The 24,275-nt window shown below is 58.8% G+C and carries 21 protein-coding genes; 10 read left to right on the forward strand and 11 right to left on the reverse strand.

Annotated elements, in window-relative coordinates:
• The 4 genes from gcvPB to QX034_RS08050 form a co-directional block, all read right to left on the reverse strand.
• On the reverse strand, positions 1-1,368 hold the full coding sequence (gcvPB, locus tag QX034_RS08035; protein WP_316195212.1) for an aminomethyl-transferring glycine dehydrogenase subunit GcvPB: 1,368 nt from the start codon (positions 1,366-1,368) through the stop codon (positions 1-3).
• Positions 1,361-2,722 (reverse strand): aminomethyl-transferring glycine dehydrogenase subunit GcvPA, encoded by a 1,362-nt coding sequence (gene gcvPA / locus QX034_RS08040; protein WP_316195214.1) that lies wholly within the window; start codon positions 2,720-2,722, stop codon positions 1,361-1,363. Before gcvPA ends, gcvPB begins: the two co-directional genes overlap by 8 nt.
• Before the next feature lie 117 nt (positions 2,723-2,839).
• Positions 2,840-3,811 (reverse strand): phytanoyl-CoA dioxygenase family protein, encoded by a 972-nt coding sequence (locus tag QX034_RS08045; protein WP_316195216.1) that lies wholly within the window; start codon positions 3,809-3,811, stop codon positions 2,840-2,842.
• On the reverse strand, positions 3,804-4,010 hold the full coding sequence (locus tag QX034_RS08050; RefSeq protein ID WP_316195217.1) for a hypothetical protein: 207 nt from the start codon (positions 4,008-4,010) through the stop codon (positions 3,804-3,806). The genes QX034_RS08045 and QX034_RS08050 overlap by 8 nt, the downstream gene beginning before the upstream one ends.
• Before the next feature lie 543 nt (positions 4,011-4,553).
• Between QX034_RS08050 and QX034_RS08055 the strand changes: the two genes are divergently transcribed.
• Entirely contained in the window at positions 4,554-4,928 is a 375-nt protein-coding gene (locus tag QX034_RS08055) for a hypothetical protein (RefSeq protein WP_316195219.1), read from the forward strand.
• A gap of 162 nt (positions 4,929-5,090) precedes the next feature.
• Here the strand turns inward: QX034_RS08055 and QX034_RS08060 are convergent, their stop codons facing one another.
• The 7 genes from QX034_RS08060 to QX034_RS08090 form a co-directional block, all read right to left on the reverse strand.
• Entirely contained in the window at positions 5,091-6,077 is a 987-nt protein-coding gene (locus tag QX034_RS08060) for a DMT family transporter (protein WP_316195221.1), read from the reverse strand.
• 13 nt (positions 6,078-6,090) lie between these two features.
• Positions 6,091-8,490: a penicillin acylase family protein gene (locus tag QX034_RS08065; protein ID WP_316195222.1), complete on the reverse strand. Its 2,400-nt coding sequence runs from the start codon at positions 8,488-8,490 to the stop codon at positions 6,091-6,093.
• Between the two features lie 7 nt (positions 8,491-8,497).
• Complete coding sequence (locus tag QX034_RS08070) at positions 8,498-10,009, reverse strand: GNAT family N-acetyltransferase (RefSeq protein WP_316195225.1); 1,512 nt, start codon at positions 10,007-10,009, stop codon at positions 8,498-8,500.
• Positions 10,006-11,550 carry a B12-binding domain-containing radical SAM protein gene (locus tag QX034_RS08075; RefSeq protein ID WP_316195226.1) on the reverse strand — a complete coding sequence of 515 codons (1,545 nt, stop codon included), beginning with the start codon at positions 11,548-11,550 and terminating at the stop codon, positions 10,006-10,008. The genes QX034_RS08070 and QX034_RS08075 overlap by 4 nt, the downstream gene beginning before the upstream one ends.
• Positions 11,551-11,596: 46 nt before the next feature.
• Positions 11,597-12,907 carry a 5-aminolevulinate synthase gene (gene hemA / locus QX034_RS08080; protein WP_316195228.1) on the reverse strand — a complete coding sequence of 437 codons (1,311 nt, stop codon included), beginning with the start codon at positions 12,905-12,907 and terminating at the stop codon, positions 11,597-11,599.
• A gap of 317 nt (positions 12,908-13,224) precedes the next feature.
• Complete coding sequence (locus QX034_RS08085) at positions 13,225-13,497, reverse strand: hypothetical protein (RefSeq protein ID WP_316195229.1); 273 nt, start codon at positions 13,495-13,497, stop codon at positions 13,225-13,227.
• Between the two features lie 30 nt (positions 13,498-13,527).
• Positions 13,528-14,889 carry a TrpB-like pyridoxal phosphate-dependent enzyme gene (locus QX034_RS08090; protein WP_316195230.1) on the reverse strand — a complete coding sequence of 454 codons (1,362 nt, stop codon included), beginning with the start codon at positions 14,887-14,889 and terminating at the stop codon, positions 13,528-13,530.
• A 378-nt stretch (positions 14,890-15,267) separates the two neighbouring features.
• Here QX034_RS08090 and QX034_RS08095 point away from each other — a divergent pair, with 378 nt between their 5' ends.
• Genes QX034_RS08095 through QX034_RS08135 form a run of 9 tightly spaced genes read left to right on the forward strand, consistent with a single transcriptional unit; the run spans position 15,268 to position 24,234 of the window.
• Entirely contained in the window at positions 15,268-16,215 is a 948-nt protein-coding gene (locus tag QX034_RS08095) for a hypothetical protein (RefSeq protein ID WP_316195232.1), read from the forward strand.
• Positions 16,209-17,774: an amino acid adenylation domain-containing protein gene (locus QX034_RS08100; RefSeq protein WP_316195233.1), complete on the forward strand. Its 1,566-nt coding sequence runs from the start codon at positions 16,209-16,211 to the stop codon at positions 17,772-17,774. The genes QX034_RS08095 and QX034_RS08100 overlap by 7 nt, the downstream gene beginning before the upstream one ends.
• Positions 17,771-18,064, forward strand: a complete 294-nt coding sequence (locus tag QX034_RS08105) for an acyl carrier protein (RefSeq protein ID WP_316195234.1) — start codon at positions 17,771-17,773, stop codon at positions 18,062-18,064. The genes QX034_RS08100 and QX034_RS08105 overlap by 4 nt, the downstream gene beginning before the upstream one ends.
• A gap of 26 nt (positions 18,065-18,090) precedes the next feature.
• Positions 18,091-19,560 (forward strand): class I adenylate-forming enzyme family protein, encoded by a 1,470-nt coding sequence (locus QX034_RS08110; RefSeq protein WP_316195236.1) that lies wholly within the window; start codon positions 18,091-18,093, stop codon positions 19,558-19,560.
• Positions 19,557-20,795 (forward strand): hypothetical protein, encoded by a 1,239-nt coding sequence (locus tag QX034_RS08115; RefSeq protein ID WP_316195238.1) that lies wholly within the window; start codon positions 19,557-19,559, stop codon positions 20,793-20,795. The genes QX034_RS08110 and QX034_RS08115 overlap by 4 nt, the downstream gene beginning before the upstream one ends.
• A complete protein-coding gene (locus tag QX034_RS08120) occupies positions 20,792-21,061 on the forward strand; it encodes a phosphopantetheine-binding protein (RefSeq protein ID WP_316195240.1) in 270 nt (89 codons plus the stop codon). Before QX034_RS08115 ends, QX034_RS08120 begins: the two co-directional genes overlap by 4 nt.
• Positions 21,058-22,269, forward strand: a complete 1,212-nt coding sequence (locus QX034_RS08125; RefSeq protein ID WP_316195242.1) for an acyl-CoA dehydrogenase family protein — start codon at positions 21,058-21,060, stop codon at positions 22,267-22,269. The genes QX034_RS08120 and QX034_RS08125 overlap by 4 nt, the downstream gene beginning before the upstream one ends.
• Positions 22,253-23,479 (forward strand): acyl-CoA dehydrogenase family protein, encoded by a 1,227-nt coding sequence (locus QX034_RS08130; protein WP_316195244.1) that lies wholly within the window; start codon positions 22,253-22,255, stop codon positions 23,477-23,479. Before QX034_RS08125 ends, QX034_RS08130 begins: the two co-directional genes overlap by 17 nt.
• On the forward strand, positions 23,437-24,234 hold the full coding sequence (locus QX034_RS08135) for a 4'-phosphopantetheinyl transferase family protein (RefSeq protein WP_316195246.1): 798 nt from the start codon (positions 23,437-23,439) through the stop codon (positions 24,232-24,234). Before QX034_RS08130 ends, QX034_RS08135 begins: the two co-directional genes overlap by 43 nt.
• The last annotated feature ends 41 nt before the right edge of the window (positions 24,235-24,275 follow it).

Consider the following 24,275-nt stretch of genomic DNA (forward strand, 5'->3'; position numbering starts at 1 on the left):
CTATCGAGCAGGATCGGCTACGTTCGCAAGAATCCCACGAAGCTTGCCGGCCATATTATCAAGTTCCGTTCTCGACTCTGTTTCCGTCGGCTCGAACAGCAGTGCGTCCTTTAGCTCGTTCGGAAAGTAGACGCAGCCGGCGCCCACTATGCTCGGCGGATGCAGCCCGTCCTCGATAATCCGCTCCGCGATCTCGGTCACGGACAAGCGGCGTTCGCGGGCATAGAGCAGGCATTCGTGCAGACTTGGCTCCGGGAACACGGACGGGCACACGTCGCGCAACTTGAACTTCAGATAATTCGCATTCAGAACAGCGTCTTCGCTGGCTCTTCTCAGCCCCTCGGCTCCCATTGCCCGGATATATTGAAAGGCGCGCAGAAGAATTTCGACATGACCGAGGTAACATTTGATACGGCCGATACTCGCCCCGTTTCCGGCCGACAAGTGGAACGTCCCCTCAGGATTTCGCTCGATGCGGGGCACCGGAAGAAGTTCGGTCAGGAACGATTTCACCCCGAGCGGGCCGGATCCGGGACCGCCCCCTCCATGCGGCGTGGCAAGAGATTTATGCGTATTGACGTGAACGATGTCGAAGCCCATGTCGCCCGGACGGCATATCCCCATCAAGGCGTTGAGATTGGCTCCGTCGTAATACATGAGGGCGCCGTGATCATGCGCCATTTCGCCGATTTGTCGAATGTTCTCCTCGAACAGCCCATATGTCGAAGGGTTCGTGAGCATCAATGCGGCAACGGCAGGCGACAGTGCCCGTTCGAGCGCACGCATATCCATCATCCCCCTGTTGGTCGTCGGGATCATCTTGACGTCGAATCCGGCCATCGCGGCAGATGATGGATTGGTTCCGTGCGCGGAATCGGCAACCAGCACCACAGGTCGGGACTGCCCCTTGGTCTCGAAGTGCTTGCGAACCACGAACATGCCGGCGAGCTCGGCGTGCGCACCTGCGGCTGGCGCCAAGCTGACGCCGTCCATTCCCGTCAACGTGCAGAGCAGCCCCTCGAGCTCGTGGAGAATGGTCAGAAGACCCTGCATGCTCTCTGCCGGCTGTCCGGGATGCAGATAGCGAAAGCCGTCCAATCCGGCGAGCGCGTCGTGAAGCTTTGGATTGTACTTCATCGTACATGATCCGAGCGGATACGGCCCGACATCAACGCCGTAGTTGTCGTGCGTGAGGCGGGTGAAGTACCTGACAACCTCGAATTCAGACAGCGACGGAAGACCGAGCGCGCTGCGCGTGGGCGCGACCGTGGATGCGGACATCACCGCCGGATCAATCTCGAACGGCCTGAAATTCATCTCCGGAGCCGCGACGGCCACGCGATCAGACGGATCATACAGCTCATACATGGCTCATTTTCCCGGCGATGATTTCTGCGAGCTTCTCCGCATAGAAACTCAGATCGTCTTCGGTCTTTGTCTCGGTAACGGCGACGAGAATATCGGTGTCGACACCAGTCCAGCTCATCTCCAGGCCGCCGAATATTCCCTCCTTCCGCAGGGCAGCCAACACCGGCCCGGCAGGACAAGGCAGACGAAGCGTAAACTCGTTGAAAAACGGACCCGAATATGGTCGCGTAACACCGGGCAGGTCGGTCAGCAGACCCATCAGACGCTGCGCAAGCCGCATATTGGTCCGCGCAAGAGCGGCATACCCTGTCTCCCCGAGAAGGGTCAGATGAACCGCTACACGAACCGCGCACAGCGCCTGGTTTGAGCAGATGTTGCTTAAGGCGCGCTCCCGCGCGACGTGCTGCTCGCGCTCCTGCCGGACCAGTTCATACCGGCCCGATTCAATCCGCTCGGACGCCGCAACAATCCGCCCGGTCATGTAAGGCGCTAGAGACGCGCTACACGCCAGCATGCCAAGCCCTGGCCCGCCACCGTTCAAGTAAAGTCCAAGTGGCTGCCCCTCTGCGCAGACGATGTCTGCTCCGAGCCTGCCCGGCGGCTCGGCGACGCCACTCAAAAGGGGGTTGAATGCGGCGATCGCCAGACTCCCTCGTGAATGAGATGTTGCGGCGATGGCAGAGATGTCTTCGATGACACCGAGAGCATTGGGACACTGGCAAATCACCGCGGCAACATCGTCTGCGTCACATTCGTTCATTTTCATTCGTCCGGTGCCGTTGTCGTGACCGGCGATGGCGGTCCGCACACCTCGTCCTGACAGATAAAGGGTGACGATGTCGCGCCATTCGGGCCAGACGGTTCGCGCAAGCACGACCGTTCGTCGACCCGTCGCCGTGCACGCCATCCACGCCGCATCCGCCATCGCGGTAGCCCCGTCGTAACAGGACGAATTTACGACCGGCAGACCGGCAATCCGGGAAGTCAGCGCCTGATAATCATGGAGCGCGCCAAGCATCCCCTGGCTGATAGTTGGCTGGTACGGCGTATATGACGTCAGGAATTCGCCGCGGCTGACGATCGCATCGACCACCGGGTGCACGAAGTGATCATAGAAGCCACCTCCCAGAAAGTTGAGATGCGACAACGTCGTCTCACAATCGGCCGCTGCTCGCCGCATTGCGCGCTGCAACTCGATTGCAGTCAGTGGCGCAGGTAGATCAAGAGGCCGCGAAAGACGCAGGTCGTCAGGTATCGTGGCAAACAGCTCATCGATACCAGATAGGCCCATGGTATTGAGCATCTGACGTCGGTCGGTATCGGAGTGGACCAGATACGCATAAGCGAATGACATACCCACTCGAGTCCCTACCTACGAACAAGCCAGATACATACACCCAACTTCCGGTCCCGCTGCCGCCATGCGGCCGCTCGGCCAGTTCATGTCGCGCCGACATCGACCATGGCGAGCTTAGCTCGCGCCGCTCGGAGTGTCGGGTCCAGCGTATTGCGTGGCTCCCCAAGATATTTCCCGCCGGCGATACGGGCCGATGAAGGGCGAGCAATAGCCATCCTCTCGCCAAATAATCGGAAAGTGCGTTTCATCCATTATATCGTCTCCAAACCGCTTATAACGGCTGTAGATGTAGCCGACGAATGAAGGATGAAATCGCGCCTCCGAACTCATACAATGAGCGACAAGCGCACGCCTTGGCCGATCGCTGCGGTTTACATCCGACCCGTGCCATGTCCAGCCAGAATGAAACACGCCCGCGCCAGCCGGAACCTCGATCGGGACTAGATCCAGGCGATTAACCCCGGCGCGCTGAGCGGCAACTTTCAGATCCTCGTGCGGATCATCAGGCGCATGAAACTGCCTGATCATGCCCGACTCCTCCCATCGGTGAGATCCTCGGACATATTCGACTGTCCCGCCGTGAGCTGTGGTGTCGTCGAGCGCAATCCAACAACTGACCCAATCACTCGGAATGCACCATCGCTCGTACGAGCTGTCCTGATGGAAACCCAGCGGCTTGCCGCCGGACGGTTTCCAAATGAGGTTATCCTGACTCAGTCGAGCCCCTGGCCACCCTCCGAGCGTCGCGCAGGCACGTCCGATTTCCGGACGCAACACGACGTCTGCGATATAGCGATCCGACTTCCAGCCATTGCAGATCTGCCTCGTTCGATCCTCTGCATCACGCCCCTGCAACCAGTTCAACTCGTCCGGCACCAGACTCGTCTCGAATTCACCACGGAACAGTTTTTCATAGCGCCCTTTGATGAGTTCAACTTCATCCGGGGCCAGAATCTGCTCGACCACGACGAAGCCGTCCTCTGCAAACGCCTCGATCTTCGAGCGCGTCATATTGAGACCCGGACGATCTGACATTTGCTCAGCAACTTGCCCCAACTCGACGCAACGTCCCTCGCCATCATGCATGATCTATATCCTCGCCCACGCGCGCGATCCACAATATCGCCCCGATATTTGCCTCGATCTCAGAAACATCGATCGCGTAGCCCCTAGCCGCTGCATAGACAGCTATAGCTTCGGCATCTGGCGGCCCGCTCGCGACCTCCTCCTGCATCGAACGATTTTCTTTGAGGTCAAGGAAAAATCGCCGGTGTTCGCGGCTCATGCGCCCTCCCAAAACAGCCACTCTATCTTCGGATGCATCACTTGTACTACTTCCTTACCGCGATAGGATCATGCGCGCCCATCAATGTCAATGGACATCACGCACAAAGCAATGTCCTACACGATTTGCGACGGCCGACTCGTTGTTTGCATCTATTAGCAAGTACCCTGACGCCACCACGCCAGCGACATTCGAAGAATGTATGCCGCGCAACTCCGCCGCGACGCAGCTACAAACTTCTATGGATCACACATGAGCTTCAACTCAATCTGCGCGTTGGACCCGCCGCAACGATCAATATTTAGGCATCCATTCAGAGATCACGCCCCGCAATAGCCAGAATCGGTACAGCTCATCCGAAACGACACGCGGTCGGCGAGCCGAGACACAAGACCGCTTTTTTTATTGGTCGTAACCAACTCAAACGCAGCCGCTCGCAAGATTCGGCATTGACGCAAAAGTAGCCTTAAGATTACTATTAAATCTTAGATCGCAGCCGACCACGTCAATGGACGTCGATATCAGCTCCAGCGATCGGCGATCGTGAAGCAACTGAACTCCGATGTGCCCATGCCCGAAGACCACAAATTCCATGTTATTTCGGGTGAGACAATCAAGACGCTGCTCGCGGCAGCGCACACCGAGATAGTCGACCTCATGAAGTCTACCTATGTCCTGCACAAACAGGGCCACGTCGTAAACCCCGATAGCTATTTTCTTCGTTTTCCGGATAACCAGACAGCACGGGCAAATACCCTGCCTGCGGCAATCATGGGCCCTATTCAAACATTCAGGATCAAGTGGATTTCCAGCTTCCCCCGCAACAACGCAGCGAACGTCCAAAGAGCCTCAGTTGCAATCATTCGCAGGCAGCGCAACAGACTAATCTGTAGGGGGTCAATATTGCAGGCGGAATGACACTTTTGCTGCAAACGCGTCGAGCGCCGCCGGCGGCACGCCTCCCGGAATGCTGTAGCAACTAGGTATCGGCTGGAGCTGCACGTAGATTCTGGCATTGGAAGCCATAGAGAATTCGACGAGCAGCGCCGGTTCCATGGCCCATTGCCGTTTTAAGAGCCGCTATCGGTCAACCGGCCCGGATCTTAGGGGTGCGGATCGTCGGCAAATATATACGCCTGCAAGAACAAGCCCGACCGAAACAAGCATCAGCAGTGAAAAATGCTCGCCGAGAAACATCGTCGCGATCACAAGCGACACGATGGGCTGGCCGAACTGAAGAGGTGCGATCGCTGACACGCCACCTTTGTCCAAAGCCCAGAACCATGCGGCAAAGCCGATCAGGGTACAGAAAACGGCGAGGAAAATCAGGGCTCCGCCGCTCACCGCCGTCAAGGCCCCGAGAGAATCCAGGAGAGTCGGCGCCAGAGGCAGCATAAAGAGGGCACCGAACACGATCGACCACGCCGTGGCGCCAAACAACCCAATTCGTGCCGATAACCTGGCGCCCGCGACATATCCGATGCTCACCGTCACAGTGCCAATCAGAACGATGATGTCTCCGACGACGGTCCCACTGCTGACGGCATCCGCGCTGAACCGAGCGAAGATCAACAATGTTTCGCCGCATAACGCGATCGCGCTGCCGACAAGCCAGAGAGGGCGCGGAAATGTTCGCGACAGTATGTTTTGTATGATTGCCGTCATCACGGGGGCGCAGGCCAGGATCAGGGCGGCGTGAGACGTTGATGTTCGCGAGAAGCCGAGGCCTTGCAGGAAAAAAGAACCGCCGAATCCGACCACGCCGTTGATTGCCAAAGCAATCCAGCCTCCTTTATCGGTCGGGAGTGGTGGCCGGAAAATGATGGTGATCGGCAGGAGAAACGCTGCTGCCAGCAGGAGCCGAGACGGTCCGATCAAGGACGAGGCGAGGTCGTGGGCGACCAGCACGGTCGCAGCCGGCGTCGTCCCCCAGAACAGAACCGCAATCAGCCCGGACAAATAGGGAAGGGATCGTCCGGCTCGGTCGCCGGCCGCCGGCAAAGGGGTGTCCAGCACGTCGGACCCGGTCTCGTTGGGACGAACCAACGTCAGTTTATCGACGACCATGCTTCTCGTCTCATCATGCCGATGGAATGAATCTCATGCAGGTTGCACTGTCGCGCTGCAAGGCAATCTCGTCGCCGGCAAGCTTGATGGCCTGGACGTCATTCCAAAGCGAAGTGAGATTTCCATAGAAGCGGGAGAAGATGTGACCCGACTGGCCGGTGGCGATCATAAACCGGGACTGATCCGGATCGGCGAGATCATACAGGCCTCGAAAAGTGGGGACGTGTTTTCGCTCGAACGGGCGGTCTTGGCGCGGTTGAAACGCACTTCCGCTGTTAAGCGTGTACAGGTCTCCGTCACTTCCGATGCTCAGGTCGCTCAGCCATCTCAAGATCGGGATCCGCGAATAGAAGCCGTGGGAAAGGGTCGAGACATGTTCGTCGCCCCATCTCCATCTCGTGATGTCAGATCCACGGCGCTTCGAGAGAAAAACAACTGCTTCTTCGAGCGCTCGGGTCAGGCAGGCGCGACACTCCGGATCTGCATCCTCATCTGATCTGCACCATTTCGGGTGTTCCAGGACAAGCTTCTTGAGGAGCGAAGCCGCGCAGGGGCCGAGATGCTCGAGCCTCAGCGTCGTCTTCTCGTCGATCAGGATCCGGCGGAGAGCCTGCACCCACGCTGTAAAAATGAGCGGCTCCGGCCGGTCCTTATCCATCTTGCCGTCCCACTTCGATATGAGCGCAATTGCCTGCCGTCCCATCGAACTGGACGGGGTGGCGCGGAGCAACAGCGGCAGGAGATCGCGGGCAGCAAGCGACAGGTGATCGGCTTGCATGTCTGCGGACGTGTCCAAAGAGTGCAACTTGATGGTGTCGAAAAAATGCTGAATCCGTTGCGCGCGATACGGCTCCTCCCAGTCGCATCCCATGAACATATCCTGCCGACAAGGCTCAACCGATCGATTCGCGTTGTGGATGTATCCCACGTCAGGGTTGAACAGATGTGGCATGTGCTCGAACGGGATGTAACCGGACCAGTCCGCCTCGCCGGATGATCCGGGCGCGGGATGCAGACCATGTCCCGACTTCCGCGTGGGAACCAGACCGAGGCCGATCAAGCCGATGTTGCCGGATGCGTCGGCATAGAACATGTTTTGCGCAGGCGTCTCGTAAACCTGCAGACAGTCCTGGAATTCCTTCCAATTCCGCGCACGATTGAGTTTAAGGAACGCCTCGGCCGTACGGTCGCGATCTCCCAGGCCGCTAAACGACAGGGCGACGGCGCTGGTGCTGCCCGCAAGTGAGGCAACACGTGGCACGACGTCGGACAGCACTGGCCCATGCCGCGATGTGCGCACGGTGATCTTGAGGTCGGGAGCTCCCCGGACCCGAATTGTCTCCTCGCGTGACTCGAATGCGAGCGAGATGTCCTGGGCGAGATATCTTGTCGGGTCGGCCGGATCCAAGGTTTCAACAAACAGGTCCTGGACATCGGACATCGCCGCCGTGGTCCCCCATGCGATGTGCTCATTCTGCCCAAGCAGGATCATGGGGATGCCGGGTACGCCTGCTCCCTTCACCCACCCGTCGGGAGTCACAATGCGACACAGGAACCAGAGCACCGGGCAAGAGACGTCGAGATGCGGGTCATTGGCGAGGAGCGGCTTGCGGCTGACGGTATGCTTACCAGATACAACCCAGGCGTTTGACGCGCCGTTCGCCGCTCCGATCAACGAATCGAGCCTGTCCGGAGCAAGGGATCGATCGGCGTGAGCGGGACCACTCATTGCCGGCGCCGGCTCATCGCGCATGGAATCGGGGTAGAAGAGCCGGGCATCCTGGGCGCCGATCGTCCGGCTCAACTCCGCGCGATTCAATTCGGCGAGGTAGTTCCGGCTCATCTGCCAAGCCATGAGCTTGCCCCAGACGATCGTATCGACCGGCGACCACGGCTCCGGCCGGATTCTCAAGGCGACCATTTCAAAAGGGAGCTTGCGCCGGTGGGCGGACAAGAACGCATTGACGCCATCGGCGTAGGCCGTGAGCGTGGCGCGTGTTTCGTCGGAGAGCGCTGCCAGGCTGCTCTCGGCGAGCCTGTAAAGACCCAAGACGCGAACGACCTTGTCCGTGTCGACGAATTCAGATCCAAAGATCTCGGAAAGGCGTCCCTGACCTGCGCGTCGGTGGATTTCCATCTGGAACAGGCGGTCGCTGGCGTGCAAATAGCCGAGCACTCGCGCGGCATCCAGGAAATCATTGGAAAATATGTGGGGGACGCCATGCTTGTCGTAGTAGACCCTGACCTCCTGCGACAATCCAGGCAATCCGCAGCGTCCGCCGCGACGTGGCATCGCGCGAGCGAAAATCGCCGCCATCACGATCAATCCCGCCAGACAGCATGACAAGAGGGCGTATAGCGCCCATTCTGCCAGGATCGCTGCCGACGCCAGAACCGCACTCGCGCTGTTCACGCTGCCATCAACCCGAGACGACGGTTAACTGACGCATATCCTCGACGCTGGTCTCCGGCGTGGCGACGTTCAAGCGCAGAATGGGGTCGCCGATGAGCAGCATCGGTGCGTCGCGGTTCAATCCGAGTTCGATGCCCGCGTCTCGGACGGATTGCCCGATTGTGCAACCCGCGCGCAGCGATGCCGAGATCGCCCCGGCCGCAGCCCGGCAGACCTCCGCCGGGACAATCACCGAGTGGTGAGGGCTCAAGACGATGGATACCCGGTCTGAGCCGCACGCGGTAACGGGTAGAACCTGATCAATGGCACGTGAGTGGGCCTCGACCGCTCCGGCGCCATTTCCGTGATCCAGCCGACGTATCGCAATCGCGCTTTGTGTTGGGCCGATAAAATGGAAATACGAACCTAGAAGTGCGGAAGAAAGGGAGGGCAGGTCAGGGGCGGTCAGCAGCCCGACGCTGCAATCGCGTTGGAGCGCCGACAGAACGGCAGCCGGCGGCAGCGCATCCGCGGGTCCGATGATCGCGGTCAGGCTTCCGGTTGTCAGCTGGCACAAATGCGGCGCCTCGTCCCAGCTCGCCAATTCGATCAGGTACTTACAGGTCAGGATTGCGTATAACCTAGCCAACGGCGCCGCATCAGAGCCTGCCAAAACCATCAGCAGGTGCTTGCGCGGGAGCGTGGAATTCAGATCCGAAAATCGATCATTCCGCCACTCCGTCGATTGATCAGAGCACGAGAGCGGGGCTGGAGTTATCGATATGTCGTCTGATCGGAAATCGATTTCGTGAGATGATGCCTCGGTCGTATTCAACCGAGAGATGAATGCGCGATCGTACGGCAACTGGGCGAATTGGCGCGAAAGACTCAGATGTGGAACATGTCCAGGGACGAGATTCTTTTCGAGCAGAGCGTCAAAGGTTCTCCGAAATCCTGCCATCGTGCCGCATAGGTGAAACACGGCGTCGAACTCCCAGGCGAGATTGTTTTCCATCCCGCGTTCGAAATGGCCGGTCGTACGTTCTGCGAGATTCTGCTCGGCTGCTGCATTGATACCGAGCCTGTATCTCATCGGTGTCCACTCGCAGACAAAGCCGGACTTCCTGAAGCGGGGCCCGATGGCGACACAGCCCATCGCCCTGTACATCGGCAAATTCACATCGGACGAATCGGCTCTGATGGAATTTATTCCATTGTGTCTCATCAAAAGGATGACCGCGCCGAACAACAATCGCAGCAGGGCCTTCTTGCGATACTGCTTTCTCAGGCAGAGATAACTGACATAGTACTCCTGCCATTCGCGCATGTAAGCCAAGCGGACAGCGCCGATCAGGCGATTGCTCGACAACAGGAGGACATTCTTGGAGTGCCAGTCGGATATCACGTCGTGATATGATCGCTCCTGTATGCCAAGCTCATCGCAGAACACCTCCTCCCGAAGCGCCTGAAGCGAGGCGAAGTCATCGGGGTTTCCAAGGCGCAATTTGATGTCGTTCAAAATGTCGTCGTGGTCGGTCATGGCGTTGTCCCCGTCGGAACCAGCAGATCGATGTGATCGTCGGAGACGCTCTGCTGGTCATGCACGCTGCTCTTGCTAGCGCAAGCCGCGACTCGACGGTCCACCCACGGAATGGTCGGCATCTCGGCCGAGTTCCGTTCGACGGAGCCGTAATGCTTGTGCGAGGTATAGACCCGAAGGAAATAGAGCCAGAAAGAGGGCACGTTCCAAAGGAATTTCCAGAAGCCGATTCGCCGTATCTGCTCCAGCGGCGGACGTTGAACCTTGAGCAGCATCTTGCCGTAGAGGCGGCAGTATTCCTTGATGTCCAGTTTGGTCGGAAGAACGGCGTGCTGGAAATCGTAATACGTCGGGTTTCTGTAGGTGAGCGAAGCTTCGCTCCTGGTGAAATCGGTCGTGCCCGGCATCGGTGTCGCGACGGTGATATTCGGGATATCGATCTTACGGCTCCGGATGTAGTTCGTCAGATTTGCAAACTGGTCCGCGGTATAGTCGACCCCAACGATGAAAAGCCCCTCGATCAGGACTTGATGCTTCTTGAGGATCTCGATGGCCTTGTCGTTGTGCGCAACGGAGCTGCCTTTTTCCATCGCGCCCAATTCGGAATCGGAGTAGCTTTCCAGGCCCATTCGGAGACGCTTGAGGCCGACCCGCGACCACAATTCAACAAGACTCGGGTCTCTGACGATTGCGTCGGCGCGGCTGTAGAACAGGTACTGCTTCTTGATGCCGGATCGAAGAATAGCCTCACCGATGGCATGGGCACGGCGCCCATCGCCAAAAAAATGATCGTCCGTGAATATGACATACGGCTCGTCGATCGTCTTGAGATAATCGACGATGTACTCCGGACTCCAGGTCAGAAACTTTCCGAGATTTGGGCGCCATAAGTTACAGAACGAACACCGCGCGGGACATCCCATTGACGTTCGAAGAGCCGCAACGGGTTTCCACCAGAGGTGATAGTACTGCCCCTTATAGTCGCCGAGAATGCTCCGATCCGGAATAGGGAGGCTGTCAAGATCGAATGTCCTCGGAACGGCAGCCGTACCGTTCGAAAAAAACACACCGTCCTCCTGCCATGCGACGCCGGCGAGGTCGGAGACGTCGCGCTCGCTGTCGCGGCAGCGCTGGATGAGGTCCCGGAAGGACTGGTAGGCCTCTCCCATCATCACATAGTCGATGTTCGGATCGGCAAAGTCGGCAGGGCTCAAGCCGGCGTGATGGCCGCCGACCGCGACCGTGATCGAGGGGTCGAACTGTTTGACCAGGGCTGCCTGCGCGCGAACGAGGCTGACATGCATGGTCCAGGATGTAAATCCGACGAAGTCGGGGCGCACCCGCTTAAGCGTATCCAACAACGCTGATGGGCGTCGATCGAGGCGCTGGTCGAGCAGCGATATCGCAACTTCATCCCGGTCCAGCAACGAGGCAAGAACCTCGTACTGAATCGGTTCGACGATATAGATGCGGTCATCGGCCAGATGGATCGGGTGATAGTGCTGGGTGACGAGCAGGACCTTGTACTTGGGACGGGTCATGACAGTGCTCTCCATAACTGACGGCACGTCGCATCGGGACGTTCGATCACCCCGCGAGAATAGATTGAAGATCGGCCTTGTCCCTCACCGTTTGGGCGGCATGCGTCCGGTGATGGCGATCGGAGCTTGGGCTTGCGAGGTCGTCGAAGGGAAGGTCGAGAGCTGTCCAGACATCCGTGAGCGCGGCGGCCAGCAGTTGGATATGCATGTCGTCATGGGCCGGCGTAGGCGTCAGACGGAGACGCTCGGTGCCCTTATTGACGGTCGGGTAGTTGATGGGCTGAACATATATCGCGTGTTTGTCCATCAGCATCTTGCTTGCGGCGGTGCACTTCTGCGCATCGCCGACCAGCACTGGGACGATATGGGACGGGTTGTCCATGACCGGCAGGCGTGCATCCTGGAGCGCCTGCTTCACCTTGCGCGCCGTGCGTTGCTGCGCGTCGCGCTCGTCGCTCGACTGTCGCAGATGACGGATTGCTGCCGTGGCGCTGGCGGCGACACTGGGCGGGATGGTGGACGTGAAGATGAAGGACGGCGCATAGCTACGGATCGCATCGACGATCGCCGCGCTGGCGGCGATGTAGCCGCCCAGGGAGCCAAACCCTTTGGCGAGCGTGCCTTCGATCACGTCGATCCGATCGGCCAAACCGTCTCGCTCGGAGATGCCGCCTCCTTGAGCGCCATAGAGGCCCACGGCATGAACTTCGTCGATGTAAGTCATGGCGCCGTAGCGTTCGGCCAGCCCCACAATCTGGCCTAACGGCGCAATACTGCCGCTCATGGAATAAAGGCTTTCAAATACGATGAGTTTGGCGCGCTCGCGAGGTTCCGCGGCGAGAAGCTGTTCGAGATGGCCGAGATCGTTATGGTTCCAGATCTTCTTCTCGCAACCGGACCGCCGGACGCCTTCGATCATCGAGTTATGATTGTCCGCGTCGGACAGGATCAGGCAGTTCGGCAGGAGAGTTGCGATCGTCGAGATCGCGGCGAAGTTCGAAATCCATCCGGATGTGAAGACGAGCGCCGCTTCCTTGCCATGCAAGCTGGCGAGTTCGTGCTCCAGCTCGATCACCTTCTGATGGGTCCCCGAGATGTTTCGGGTGCCTCCCGCACCAGTACCGAAGACGCGGGCCGCTTCCACCGACGCCCCGATCACGTCCGGGTGCATACTCATGCAGAGATAGTCGTTTGAGCACCAGACGGTGACACTCTTCGATCGCGCGCCACCTAGCGGACGCCAGAGCGCGGTTGGAGGCGCACTAGGACTTCGCGCCAGATTGACGAAAGTCCGATATCGACCTTCGGCCTTTAGCGTCTCAAGCGCATCGACGAAAGCGCCGCTATAGTTCGCCATCCACTCCTCCTCGACAAACGTCACCTTGACCAGTCCTACTCTTGCGATGGCCCACACCCGACTTTCTGACTTCAGGCCCGCGTTTCCCAGCCTGACGGGATCACCGCCGCCCATTTATCCAGCATCACACTGGAAGGCCGAAATGAAACGGGCATTCTCACTACTTCTCCTCAAGACGGTCCGACATCGCGCCCCCCCCCCTCACACAAGCTAACGGACGAACCGCAAATGGTAACATTTGTGCCTTAAGCGGATCGATCGGCGCGACAGATGCGTTTCGACCGCTTTTTTCCCGGCGGGCGCGTCAAGCACGCAATCTATGTCTGCCGATCTGCGTCAATTCTTGTCACGAATCGCACAAAGTCACCCACCGTGGCGAACTGCGCATCAGCCACCGCCGCATCGTCGATCCTGACGCAGAGCTTATCCTCAACAATGATGAATGCGCGCAACAACGCCAGCGAACTGATTGCAAGCCCTGCTTCTCCGAGCGGCATGTCATCGGCCAGAATTGGAACGCTATCAGCTGCTCTGCTTCGTCCATCCAGCAGCGCAGAAATCGCGATTTCTCGGACATTTCTCTCGACCATACGCCGTCTCCAGCAGCGCAAGCGCGCAGTTCAGATTGCCGGCAGCGCCGCGAGTGATGATGCAATCGTACTGTCAGGCACTTCGACGTCCTCCAGCCGCCCCTCCAGGTAGTCCGCGTATGACGCCATATCAAACAACCCGTGACCGCTCAGGCAGAATACGATGACGGTCTCCGCCCCCCTCTTACGGGCCACGTCTGCCTGTTGGATTGCCGCGTGTACGGCGTGCGCCGCTTCCGGCGCTGGCACAATTCCTTCCGTACGCGCAAAGAGAACGGCGCTCTCGAATACATCGCTTTGCGGATACGCCAACGCTTCGATGAGTCCCCGGTGATACAGCGCGCTCACCAACTTCGAACAGGCATGATACCGGAGGCCGCCGGCGTGGAGCGCCGGCGTCCGATAGAGGTGCCCCAAGGTGTACATCTGCTGGAGCGGCGTAATTCCCGATGTATCCGTGAAATCATATCGATAGACCCCGCGCGTCAGCTTGGCGCACGCGGTCGACTCGACTGAGATGCAGCGAATCGATGACTCTCCGCGGAGACGCTCCTCCAAGAACGGAAAAGCGAGCCCGCCGAAATTGCTTCCGGCGCCGAGGCAACCGATAACGATATCCGCTTTTTCACCCAGTCCGGCCAACTGCCGCCGCGCCTCAATTCCGATGACCGTCTGGTGCAATATGGAATATGATTCGCCACTCCCTACGCACAGCTGCGTATCTTTCGTCGAAAGTGCGTCTTCCAGCGCCTCTTCGATGGCGAAAGCGATGTTCCCACTGTCCGTCCAACCTTCGTGCAGCAATCGGGCACCGGCCTTGGTTCCTGGAGACGGACTGGATACGATCTCAGCTCCGTAAAGCTGCATGATCGTCTTGCGATGCGGCTTCTGCTTGAAGCTGGTTCCAACCATATAGACCTTGCAAGACAGCCCGAACGACTGGCACGCAATCGCGAGCGCAGTGCCCCACTGCCCGGCTCCCGTTCCAGTGGTCAGTCTGCGTGTACCAGCAGCTCGGTAGTAGTACGCCTGCGCCAAGGCGGTATTGAGCTTGTGACTCCCACTTCCGTTTCCGCCCTCGTATTTATAGTAGATCCGAGCAGTTGTCTCCAACCGCTCCTCCAGCCGGCGCGCACGGATGAGCGGGGTCGGTCGCCACAAGCGGTACTGGTCGCGCACCGCCGTGGGGATCTCGATGTCACGCTCCTTGCTGAGGCTCTGGCGCATGAGCTCCAGCGGCAATTGCGGCTTTAGATCGGCTTTCTGAAGGTCGCTTGGGTGAGATGAGCTCGGCGCCGGGAGATCAGGCGGCAACTCGAAGCCAAGGTCGGCGTTGATATTGTACCAGCCGGTCGGGATTCCTGCTGCTTCGACGCACTGTTCCATGACCATCTTCCTCTGCTTCCGATATCCGGCAACCCAATTTGTGGCGCTGGCCCATCCGGCACGTTACTTTCGCCATCGATCGCCGGACATGGATGCGTGCCGCGAATATCAGCGCCCCAATGCACACCGGCACAAGAGTAACCTGTCATCCGCTCCGCAGGGACGTTTGTTAACCTGGCACGCGATGTCTGCCTCTGGCATTTGCCGTGACATCCGCCCCTTGGCGATCGCCACCAATTCGGCTTCTCTTGATGCTCGCGCACTGACGCACTGGAACAGTCGATGCCGAATTCACCTGAGATCGTCCGCACCAGCGAGCAATCGTCCCAACCCTTACGGTGGGACCGCGTCGACATCGATGCCCTTGATTGCATCGCGGCAAACTTGGCCGTTCTTCTCGACTTTGCCGGTGTGCACGACCTGCGTACGCCATTCGCGGCTGAATGGCACTTCTCGTTCTGCAGGAGCGGACGACACCCATCGCCGATCCTTGCGCGCTCCTCGATCTCTCAAATGATCGCGCGATACGCTGGCTGCACCATAGAGAGCCACTCATTGACACGCGCGGCAGATCTTCACGTCGGCCTGTCCGGCTCTCTACCCGCGCTTCCATTTCTGGTGTTCGGCGACGCCTATTATATGCCGTGGCTGCCCTATTGCGGCAACCAGCATATCGACCACTCAGCGATCGTCACCGCGATCGACGGCTCGTCGGCGGCGATCGTCGACGCTTATCTTGTCAAGACCGAATGGGGTGACGCGCACCCGATCTCGACCTCTGTCTCGCTCGATGCGCTATCGGCATCCATGAACGCACTTTCATCCGAGCATCGCGGCATCGCGTGGACGATTCGTCGCACGACGACTCCCGCGCTCGACATCAATTCCACGCTGCATGATAATGCAAATGCAATTCTGCATAATGTCGGCCATCATCAGGCGCTGCATTCCTTCGCAGATCACTTTGGATCTGTCGGTAGCGAACTGGATTCGCAGCGTGCCTTTGCCCTCCATTGCTGGCTTGCGATGCGAACGCGGCTCCTGCACCGCCGCTGGCTGTTAGACCTTGCCACCACGCATCCTGATCGATTGCCGATCTCGTTCGTCAACGATTTCCAGGAGAACGTCGTGGAGCCCTGGCTCAAGGCAAGCGGGTTTGCATATATTGCGCTGCGCAGATTGCGGGACGGCCGGTCCCCAACCGACGCCGCCTTTCGGTTGATCGTCGAGCAGATCGCGCCCGCAGAACTCGCTGCTGCGGAGCGGCTCTGCGACGCCATTGTCGCCGCGCCTGGCCTGACGGATGAGAGCGCTCGGAGATCCGGATGCTGATCCATCACCGCATCATTTCGGCCGCCGTCAACAGCCCCGACGCCCCCGCCATCGTCCAAGATTCCCTCAATTTGACCTATGGCGAACTTCTCGCATGGGCGGAACAGCTCGCCGAGCTGTTCGTTGCTCGACTCCCACCAAATGCACGAATCGCACTATGCCTTGAGAAGTCTCCCGCAGCGATCGCTGCAATGCTCGCGGCTCTGCTCGCCGGCTGCACCTACGTGCCACTCGATCCAAAGAGTCCGATGGCTCGCAAGATCTCCATACTCCGCGATTCTCAAGCAGCAGCCATCGTTATTGACAGCGCTAATGGCCGCGATTGGGAACAACACCCACGGATATTGTCCGAGCTTGCGCTGGTGATTGGTCCATTGGATACCGCAGCGGCAGCGCACCGAGCTCCCCTGGATCCGAACAAAGATCGCAAGCCGCTATTCCGATCGTATCGTCCCGTCTCGGATGAGGATTTAGCCTACATCCTGTACACCTCCGGATCCACCGGCGTTCCGAAGGGTGTCATGATTACTCACGGCAATGCAGCCGGCTTCGTCAATTGGGCATTGACCTATTTCGATCTAGCCTACGCCGACCGCCTTGCCGTGCATGCGCCTCTGCATTTCGACTTGCCGGTGTTCGATATCTATGTCGGATTGGCGCGGGGGGCTTGCATTTATCCTGTGACCGATACGGTTGCGCGCTTCCCCGAAGCCCTGCTGCAATTTCTGCGGACGCATAGCATCACGGTGTTGTACGCTGTCCCGTCCGCGCTTATCGCGCTGCTATCGCGCAGCACCTTGCTGCGCTCCGGCCTTCCGTCGCTGAGATTGCTTCTTTATGCAGGAGAAGTGTTTCACGCTGCACAGTTGGCGAAACTCATGACCGCCTTGCCCGGGATCAAGGTCTTCAACCTTTACGGTCCCATCGAGACGAATGTCGTTACCGCCTACCAGCTGGAACATGCTCCCGCGCCAGACACCCGCGTTCCCATCGGCACACCGATAGCAGATACGCATGTCTTCGTGATCGATACAGACGGATCCATCATCACGACACAGGGGGCTGAAGGCGAGATTGCAATCTCTGGCCCAACCGTATCGCCTGGCTATCTCAACAGCCCCGAACTCACGGCCAGCAGCCGACTCATGGTCAAGCTCAACGAAAGGACCTTTCCCGCCTATCGGACCGGTGATTGGGGCTTTTGGGACGAAACCGGCATTCTTCATTTTCAGGGTCGACGTGACGACGTGATCAAGGTCCGCGGATTCCGCGTAGATCTCTGCGAAGTCGAAGCAACACTCTCAGCACACCCGGACGTCACGGAATCCGCAGTTGTTACGATAGCCGATCTTCACTATACGAACCGATTGCTCGGGTTTGTTACGCCAGCACCGGGTTGCTCGCCGACGGCCCTCGCGCTTGTCGCTTGGTGTCGAGATCGGCTTCCGGCCTACATGATTCCCGAGCGGATCCTGATCCGCGAACTCCTGCCAAAAACGAGCACTGGCAAGATCGCGCGACGTGCCCTTCTGGCCGAAGAGGGGCTCTGCGACCCATGAGCCACGATCGGGACCTCCGGCAGATCGCCCTCGTAATTGAGACTCTTCGACAGGTGCTTCCACATGCCGATCAGCCGTTGACGGGAGATACCCCGCTGACCGCCATATGGACATACGATTCGCTCTCGCTCTATCGCATGATTACGGAACTCGAGAGCGTCTTCAATGTCGAACTCGACGCCGCGCTCATCGTTCCAGACACGTTTGCTACACCAGCCACGATAGCAAGGGCTTTCACAGCGCAAGACGGTAAATTGCTTTCCATCTCGGGCAAGGAGACGAAGCGGTGAACTGTGCCGGACCCGTGCATCGACTATTGGACGACATCATCGCCGTGACCCCGGAGAAGCCGGCCATACTGACGGCCTCCGACCAGATGACATATCGCCAGTTCGGGGAGAAAACCCGACGCGTTGCTTCCTGGCTTCGATCCAAGGGTCTCGAGCGCGGTGATCGCCTTCTAATCATCTTACCCAATACTCCCGAGGTCGCGATCCTGATCATGGCCGCCAGCCGGGTCGGTGCGATTTTCTGCGTTCTCAACGATGCAATAAGGGAGCCGCATCTCAAGCACATTTTGAACGATGCGAAGCCCCGGCTGACCGTTACCGCGGCAGATCTCGTAACCAGGATCTGCTCCGAACTACCCTATACCGTCGTGTCGCTCGCCGACGAATGGGCGGACATATTGAGCACGCCGCCGCTCGTAGATGGCAGCCACGCGATCTCCCAGGACGTCGCTTGTCTGATTTACACATCGGGAAGTACGGCCCTTCCCAAAGCGGTGGTATCAACCCATCGCAACATACGCTTCGCGGCAGCAGCCATTCAAGCTCGCCTCGATCTACTTTCGTCCGACATCATCGGGACGGTGATTCCTCTCTCCTTTGACTATGGCCTTTACCAGATCTTTCTTGCGCTCCAGGTTGGAGCAACGCTTGCGCTCGGTCGAGATGTAGACGCGGGTCCTGGCCTACTGCCACTCCTTCGCAAATGGCACGTTTCCGTGCTTCCAGTGGTTCCGTCGCTCGCAGTCTCACTGAATAAGTTGGCTGCCAGAGACACCGCCGGTCTTCCCGATCTCAGAATGATGACAAACACCGGCGCCCGCCTGCCTGCCAAGACGATCGAGACTCTCCGCGCACAGTTTCCGCAAGCAAAGCTCTTTCTCATGTTCGGGCTCACGGAATGCAAGCGGACCTCGATCCTGGATCCACGGGACTATTCGGCCAAGCCGGACTCCGTTGGAGTTCCACTGCCGGATACCGAGTGTATGATCGTCGACGAATTCGGTCGGCTGCTTCCTGCTGGAACCGTTGGCGAACTCGTTGTTCGCGGACCACACGTAATGGCTGGCTACTGGGAGGCGCCCGAACTGACCGCCGTTCGCTTTCGCCGATGGGGCCCTGGGCTCGAATACGCGCTGTTCACCGGCGACCGGTGTCATCTCGACGCCGATGGATTTCTGTACTTTCACGGACGGCAGGATGACATTTTCAAAGTAAGCGGCTTTCGCGTGAGCTCGACCGAAATTGAAGCAGTCGCATGCGGTGTCAGCGGAGTCGACCTAGCCGCTCTGCTCCTGCCGACCGATGGCTCGCCGTCGATACTCGTTGTCTCCGGCTCGGCCACGACGAGTGACATACTGGGCGCCCTTCGCGACAACCTTGAGCCGTACAAAATTCCTGAGCGCATCGTCGTTACCGAACATATTCCGCTGTCAACCAATGGCAAAATCGACAAGCACACGCTTTCACAGATCATCGCTGCCATGGCCGCACCATGAAGTCCGTTGAATTGATCTCACGTTTTGGTAGCCCCGCCTATGTTTATGAGCTTGCTCGTGTGCGCGAGGCGCATTCGGCCTTGAGGGCTGCTCTTCCACAGTCCAGCGATCTCTACTACTCCCTGAAGGCTAATCCACACCCTGCCATCGCTTCAGAACTTGCCCGGGTCGGTTGTTGGGCTGAAGTGTCGTCGCTCGGCGAGATGAAGACTGCACTCAACGCCGGCTTCGTCCCCAGTCGATGTCTCTACACAGGGCCAGGCAAGACCGAAGCTGAAATGCGAGCCGCCCTGGGTCTCGGGCGACCGCTGTTTTCGGTCGACTCCCCGTGGGACCTTGCCAAACTTGCATCCGCTTCGAAAGCAGCCGGCGTGCAAGTGGACGCTCTGCTGCGAATTAACCCCGATACGGCGGTGCCCGGAATGGGTCTTTCGATGTGCGGTGCTCCATCGCCGTTCGGGGCCGACACTCGCTGGGTGCTGGATAATCCGGCTGCGTTCCGCACTGACTCGTGCGTTAGTGTTGTGGGTCTCCACTTTTACATGGGCACCAACCTGCCCACTACTGATCTCATATGCCGCGCGACGAGCGTCGCCCTCGTCACGGCGCGCGAGCTGATCGCCCGTGGGTTTGCTTTTGACATAATCGACCTGGGAGGGGGTTTCGGCCACCCATTCGGACACGCCTCACGACGTCCCGACTTCCCCGGCCTGCGAACCGCCATGGAAGCAATGCTTGACGATTTTCTGCCGATGTGGCGGTCCGGCTGTCCCAAGATTATGTTTGAGTCCGGCCGCTATCTCACAGCCTCGGCTGGACACCTCCTGGCTACCGTACAGGATATCAAGCAAAGCAAAGGGACGACCTTTGTCGTTCTTGATTCTGGCGTCAATCACCTGGGCGGCATGGCGGGGCTCCGGCGCGTCCCCAATGTCGGCCTTGACTTTGCCTCGATCGAGACGTCCGACGAGCGCCTCCTCAACGCAAATCTGGTCGGACCACTTTGCACTCCCCTCGACGTGTTGGCACGGGGCGCAATATTACCCGACCTCACACCTGGAGATGTCATCGAAATTCCGAACGTCGGTGCGTACGGCCTCACCGCGAGCCTACTGGCATTTCTAAGCCATGACGCACCGGTCGAAATTGTCCTGGATGCGGGAGCGATCGTCGACGTCTCACGCCTCGCAATACACCGCCAATCCACGGCATATCTGGATGGAGACAGCACATGACACCAGAGCGGCGCTTTGCAAGCCTAATCATACCACATCTGAAATATCATGCCGCCGATCTTGAACTCGATCCAAATTCGCTACTGAGCGAATACGGCCTCGACTCTGCCGCATCAATCGATCTCTTGCTCGATATCGAGGACACTTATGGCATCACGATGCCTGATCGTTATCTCACGGAGGAGACGTTTTCGACTGCGAGCAGCCTCTGGTCTGCCGTTTCCCAACTAATTCGAGACGCCAGAGCGACGCCGGATGTGTCATGAAACCCATGCCGTCTTGTTCTTCTGCCGATAGGTCGGACCGCGTATTGGCCATTGCGAGCGAGCTTCGTTCGACATTAGCGGCACATGCTGCCGAAACGGATACGCTCGGCGCTTTCCCAACCAAGAGCCTTCAGGATATTCGCGGCAGTGGCCTCATGGGTTTGACGGTCGATCGCCGTTACGACGGACTTGGCGCCTCATTCTCGACCATGTCGAAAGTTGCACAGCTTCTGGGCGAGGGCTGCGCCTCCACAGCAATGATCTGGGCTATGCATTGTCAGCAGGTCGCCACAATAGCGGACCATGCGTCTCAGTCGCTCTGCGACGCGGTATTGCCTCGGATCGCTTCGAATGGCCTTTATATTGCGTCGGTTACCTCCGAGCAGGGAAAAGGCGGCGAATTGCTGACGGCGATGGCTCCGCTTCAACGGCACGGCGACAACTACCTGCTTGTCCGTGATGCACCCGTTGTCACCGGCGGTGCGCAGGCGGACGCCTTCCTGGCCACGATGCGTCTCTCCCAGGATGCCTCCCCATCCAGCGTCGTGCTGGCGTTCGCTGATCGCGCAAGCATGGACGTCGCGCTTCGCTCCGCCTGGACCTCGATGGGAATGCGCGGGACGCAGAGCGCCGCGTTGTCTCTGCGGGGACAGATACCGTCAGACCATATCATCAGCCATCCGAAAGGATTTAAGCATATCGTGGTCTCGACGATGGCACCCGTAGGCCATATCGCATGGGCGGCAACCTGGACCGGCGCAGCACGCGGCGCATTCCGTCGCTTCATCGCGCTACTTCGTGATCCAAGGCAACGCGCATCATTTCCCGTGCGTTCAGACTTGTTTGCCGAACGACTTTCCCAAATTCGTCTTCAACTCGACACGATGAGCGCCCTTCTTGGCCGTGTCACGGACAGGTACGATCAGTTGCGCCAGGAGCACGGCGTTGGCAGTCCAGTTTTTTCTGCTCCTTCATTCAATCTCCAGATCAACAATCTGAAGTTATATGCTTCCGAGACATCCTTCTCGGTGCTGGATAACTTGATCCAGCTCGCGGGCCTGAGGCACGGGTATCTCACTGGCTCCGCCCTCGGTCTTGAGCGTACATTTCGCGACCTACGATCCGCCGCATTAATGTACTCGAATGACAAGCTTCACGTCGTGAATGGCAAGCTTGCACTGTTGGATTCCGATGTCTCACTCGCTTGAACTTCCCAACGGCAACGACCCTGCCGGCGATGGACCACGCATCGCCTTTGACGCCGCGACCCTGCGCATAGTGCTGGATCGCATATTGCCACCATCAATCGTAGCGGACCTTCAATCATCGGATAAGCCCAGGCGCGAACTCATCGCCGCGCTCGGCAGCGAGGATATTTTCCGTCCGTGCATCCGGGGAATATCCGAGGATGACGATCCGCGTTCGGCGCACGTCAACGTCCGCGCTCTTGCCACGCTCATTGAGCAACTCGCCTTACAGAATTGCTGGGGCCTCACATTATCGGTCGCGCTTCACGTCGGTGTCTTTCTTCCGCTCATCGCGCGCCTCGCCCACCCCGTTCAACGTCAAATGATCATCGCGTCCGCCGCTGCGGGCCGTTTGCTCGGTGCTGTCGCCGCGACGGATCTGATGGCGGCCGGCTCCGATTTCATGGGTATGGAGACGACAGCCACCTTCGACGGGCCCTCGATCATACTGCGCGGCACAAAGACGTTCATTACGAGCGCAACAATCGCCGATTATGCCGTCGTGTTCGCCCGCTGGCGCCCAGGTCGCCATTTTTCGAACTTCTGTTCGCTTCTCGTCCCTCTTGACCAACAAGGCGTCCTTCGTCGCGCCATTCCGATGGAGGTGATGCGCGGCGCCGGCGTTGGTTCTCTGACATTCAACGACGTTCGGCTCCCGGAGCACGCCTTGCTCGGTCGACGAGAGCTCGGCATGCGCTACTTCCTTGACCATATCGGCATGGAACGCCTGATCGCTGGCGTGTGGGCCCTTGCTATCGGTGAACGCGAACTTCGTGATACCCAGAAGCACCTTTTACGCCGCCAGATTGGCGCCGCCAGCCTGTGGCAGCGCGACGCGGTTCGCCAGCGTCTTGCCGAGTCCATTGCGCAACTTGCGCTGCTCCGGTCTCTCGTTTCCGAGACCCTGATCGAAGCCGACGCGAACGGGTTTGTTGATCCACTGCGATCGGCCATCATCAAGGCTACGGCTCCAGCCACGCTGGAGCGCATCATTGGTACCTGTCTGCAATTCCATGGTGCCGCCGGCCTCTCGCAAGGCAATCATTTGCTTCGATCCTTGACAGAGCTTCGCGCATTCGCGATCGGCGGCGGGTCGACCGAAACCATGCTTGAGTTGATCGCGAATTCGTGGCCGTTCACGAAATCGCCCGGCGGCTGGCTGAACGCATGATGTTTGGAGTTCCTGGAAGCATAGACCGAGGGACGCTGATCGCAGCGCTGAACGGCATGATCGTCGTCGTCTTTGCTTCCTATGATAAGGCGCCTTCAGATCTCGCCGACCCGCTCATGTTGTCGGCACTCACGCAAGAGGAACGTACGCGACTTTCCTCGATCATCGACGGATGCCGGAAGACGGAGTTCCTAGTCGGGCGGCTTATGGTCCGCTGCATACTCTCCTTGCTTCTCGATACTCCTCCTCCAACCGTCCCAATCCGGCTCAACAGCCGCGGCCGACCAATTCTACGATTGCCGTCACTCGTCGACTACGACTTCAATCTGTCGCACAGCCACGGTCATCTCATGCTTGGGATAAGTCGGCTCGGACACGTCGGCGTCGACGTTGAGTTAGGCGCCTGCCACGACTTGACCTTGGCACGGCGTTTCATGACCACGATCGAGCTTACGCGCCTGATGCAAATGCCTTCTGGCGACCGCGGCGCACGCGTCGCGCGAATCTGGACCATCAAAGAGGCCTGGTCTAAGGCGCTCGGCAACGGGTTGAGGGTTCCGCTGCGGCACCTCTGTACCGGCCTCATGCTGGAGACTCAGACTACGACGACTCAGTGGTGCACGATCCGGGATATCGCCGTTCCAGCAGCGGTCTCGCGCGTCTGTGATCATCCGATTGCAGATCAACTCCGCTACAGGCCGTTTTTCGTCACACTCTCGCAACTCCGCGAATTCATCACCCGGTTCGATCGCTAGTCATGGTCTCTTCTCCGCCGACTTCCCCGCTAGCACAAAGC

Source organism: Bradyrhizobium sp. SZCCHNR3119 (assembly GCF_032487775.1).
Taxonomy (GTDB): Bacteria; Pseudomonadota; Alphaproteobacteria; order Rhizobiales; family Xanthobacteraceae; genus Bradyrhizobium.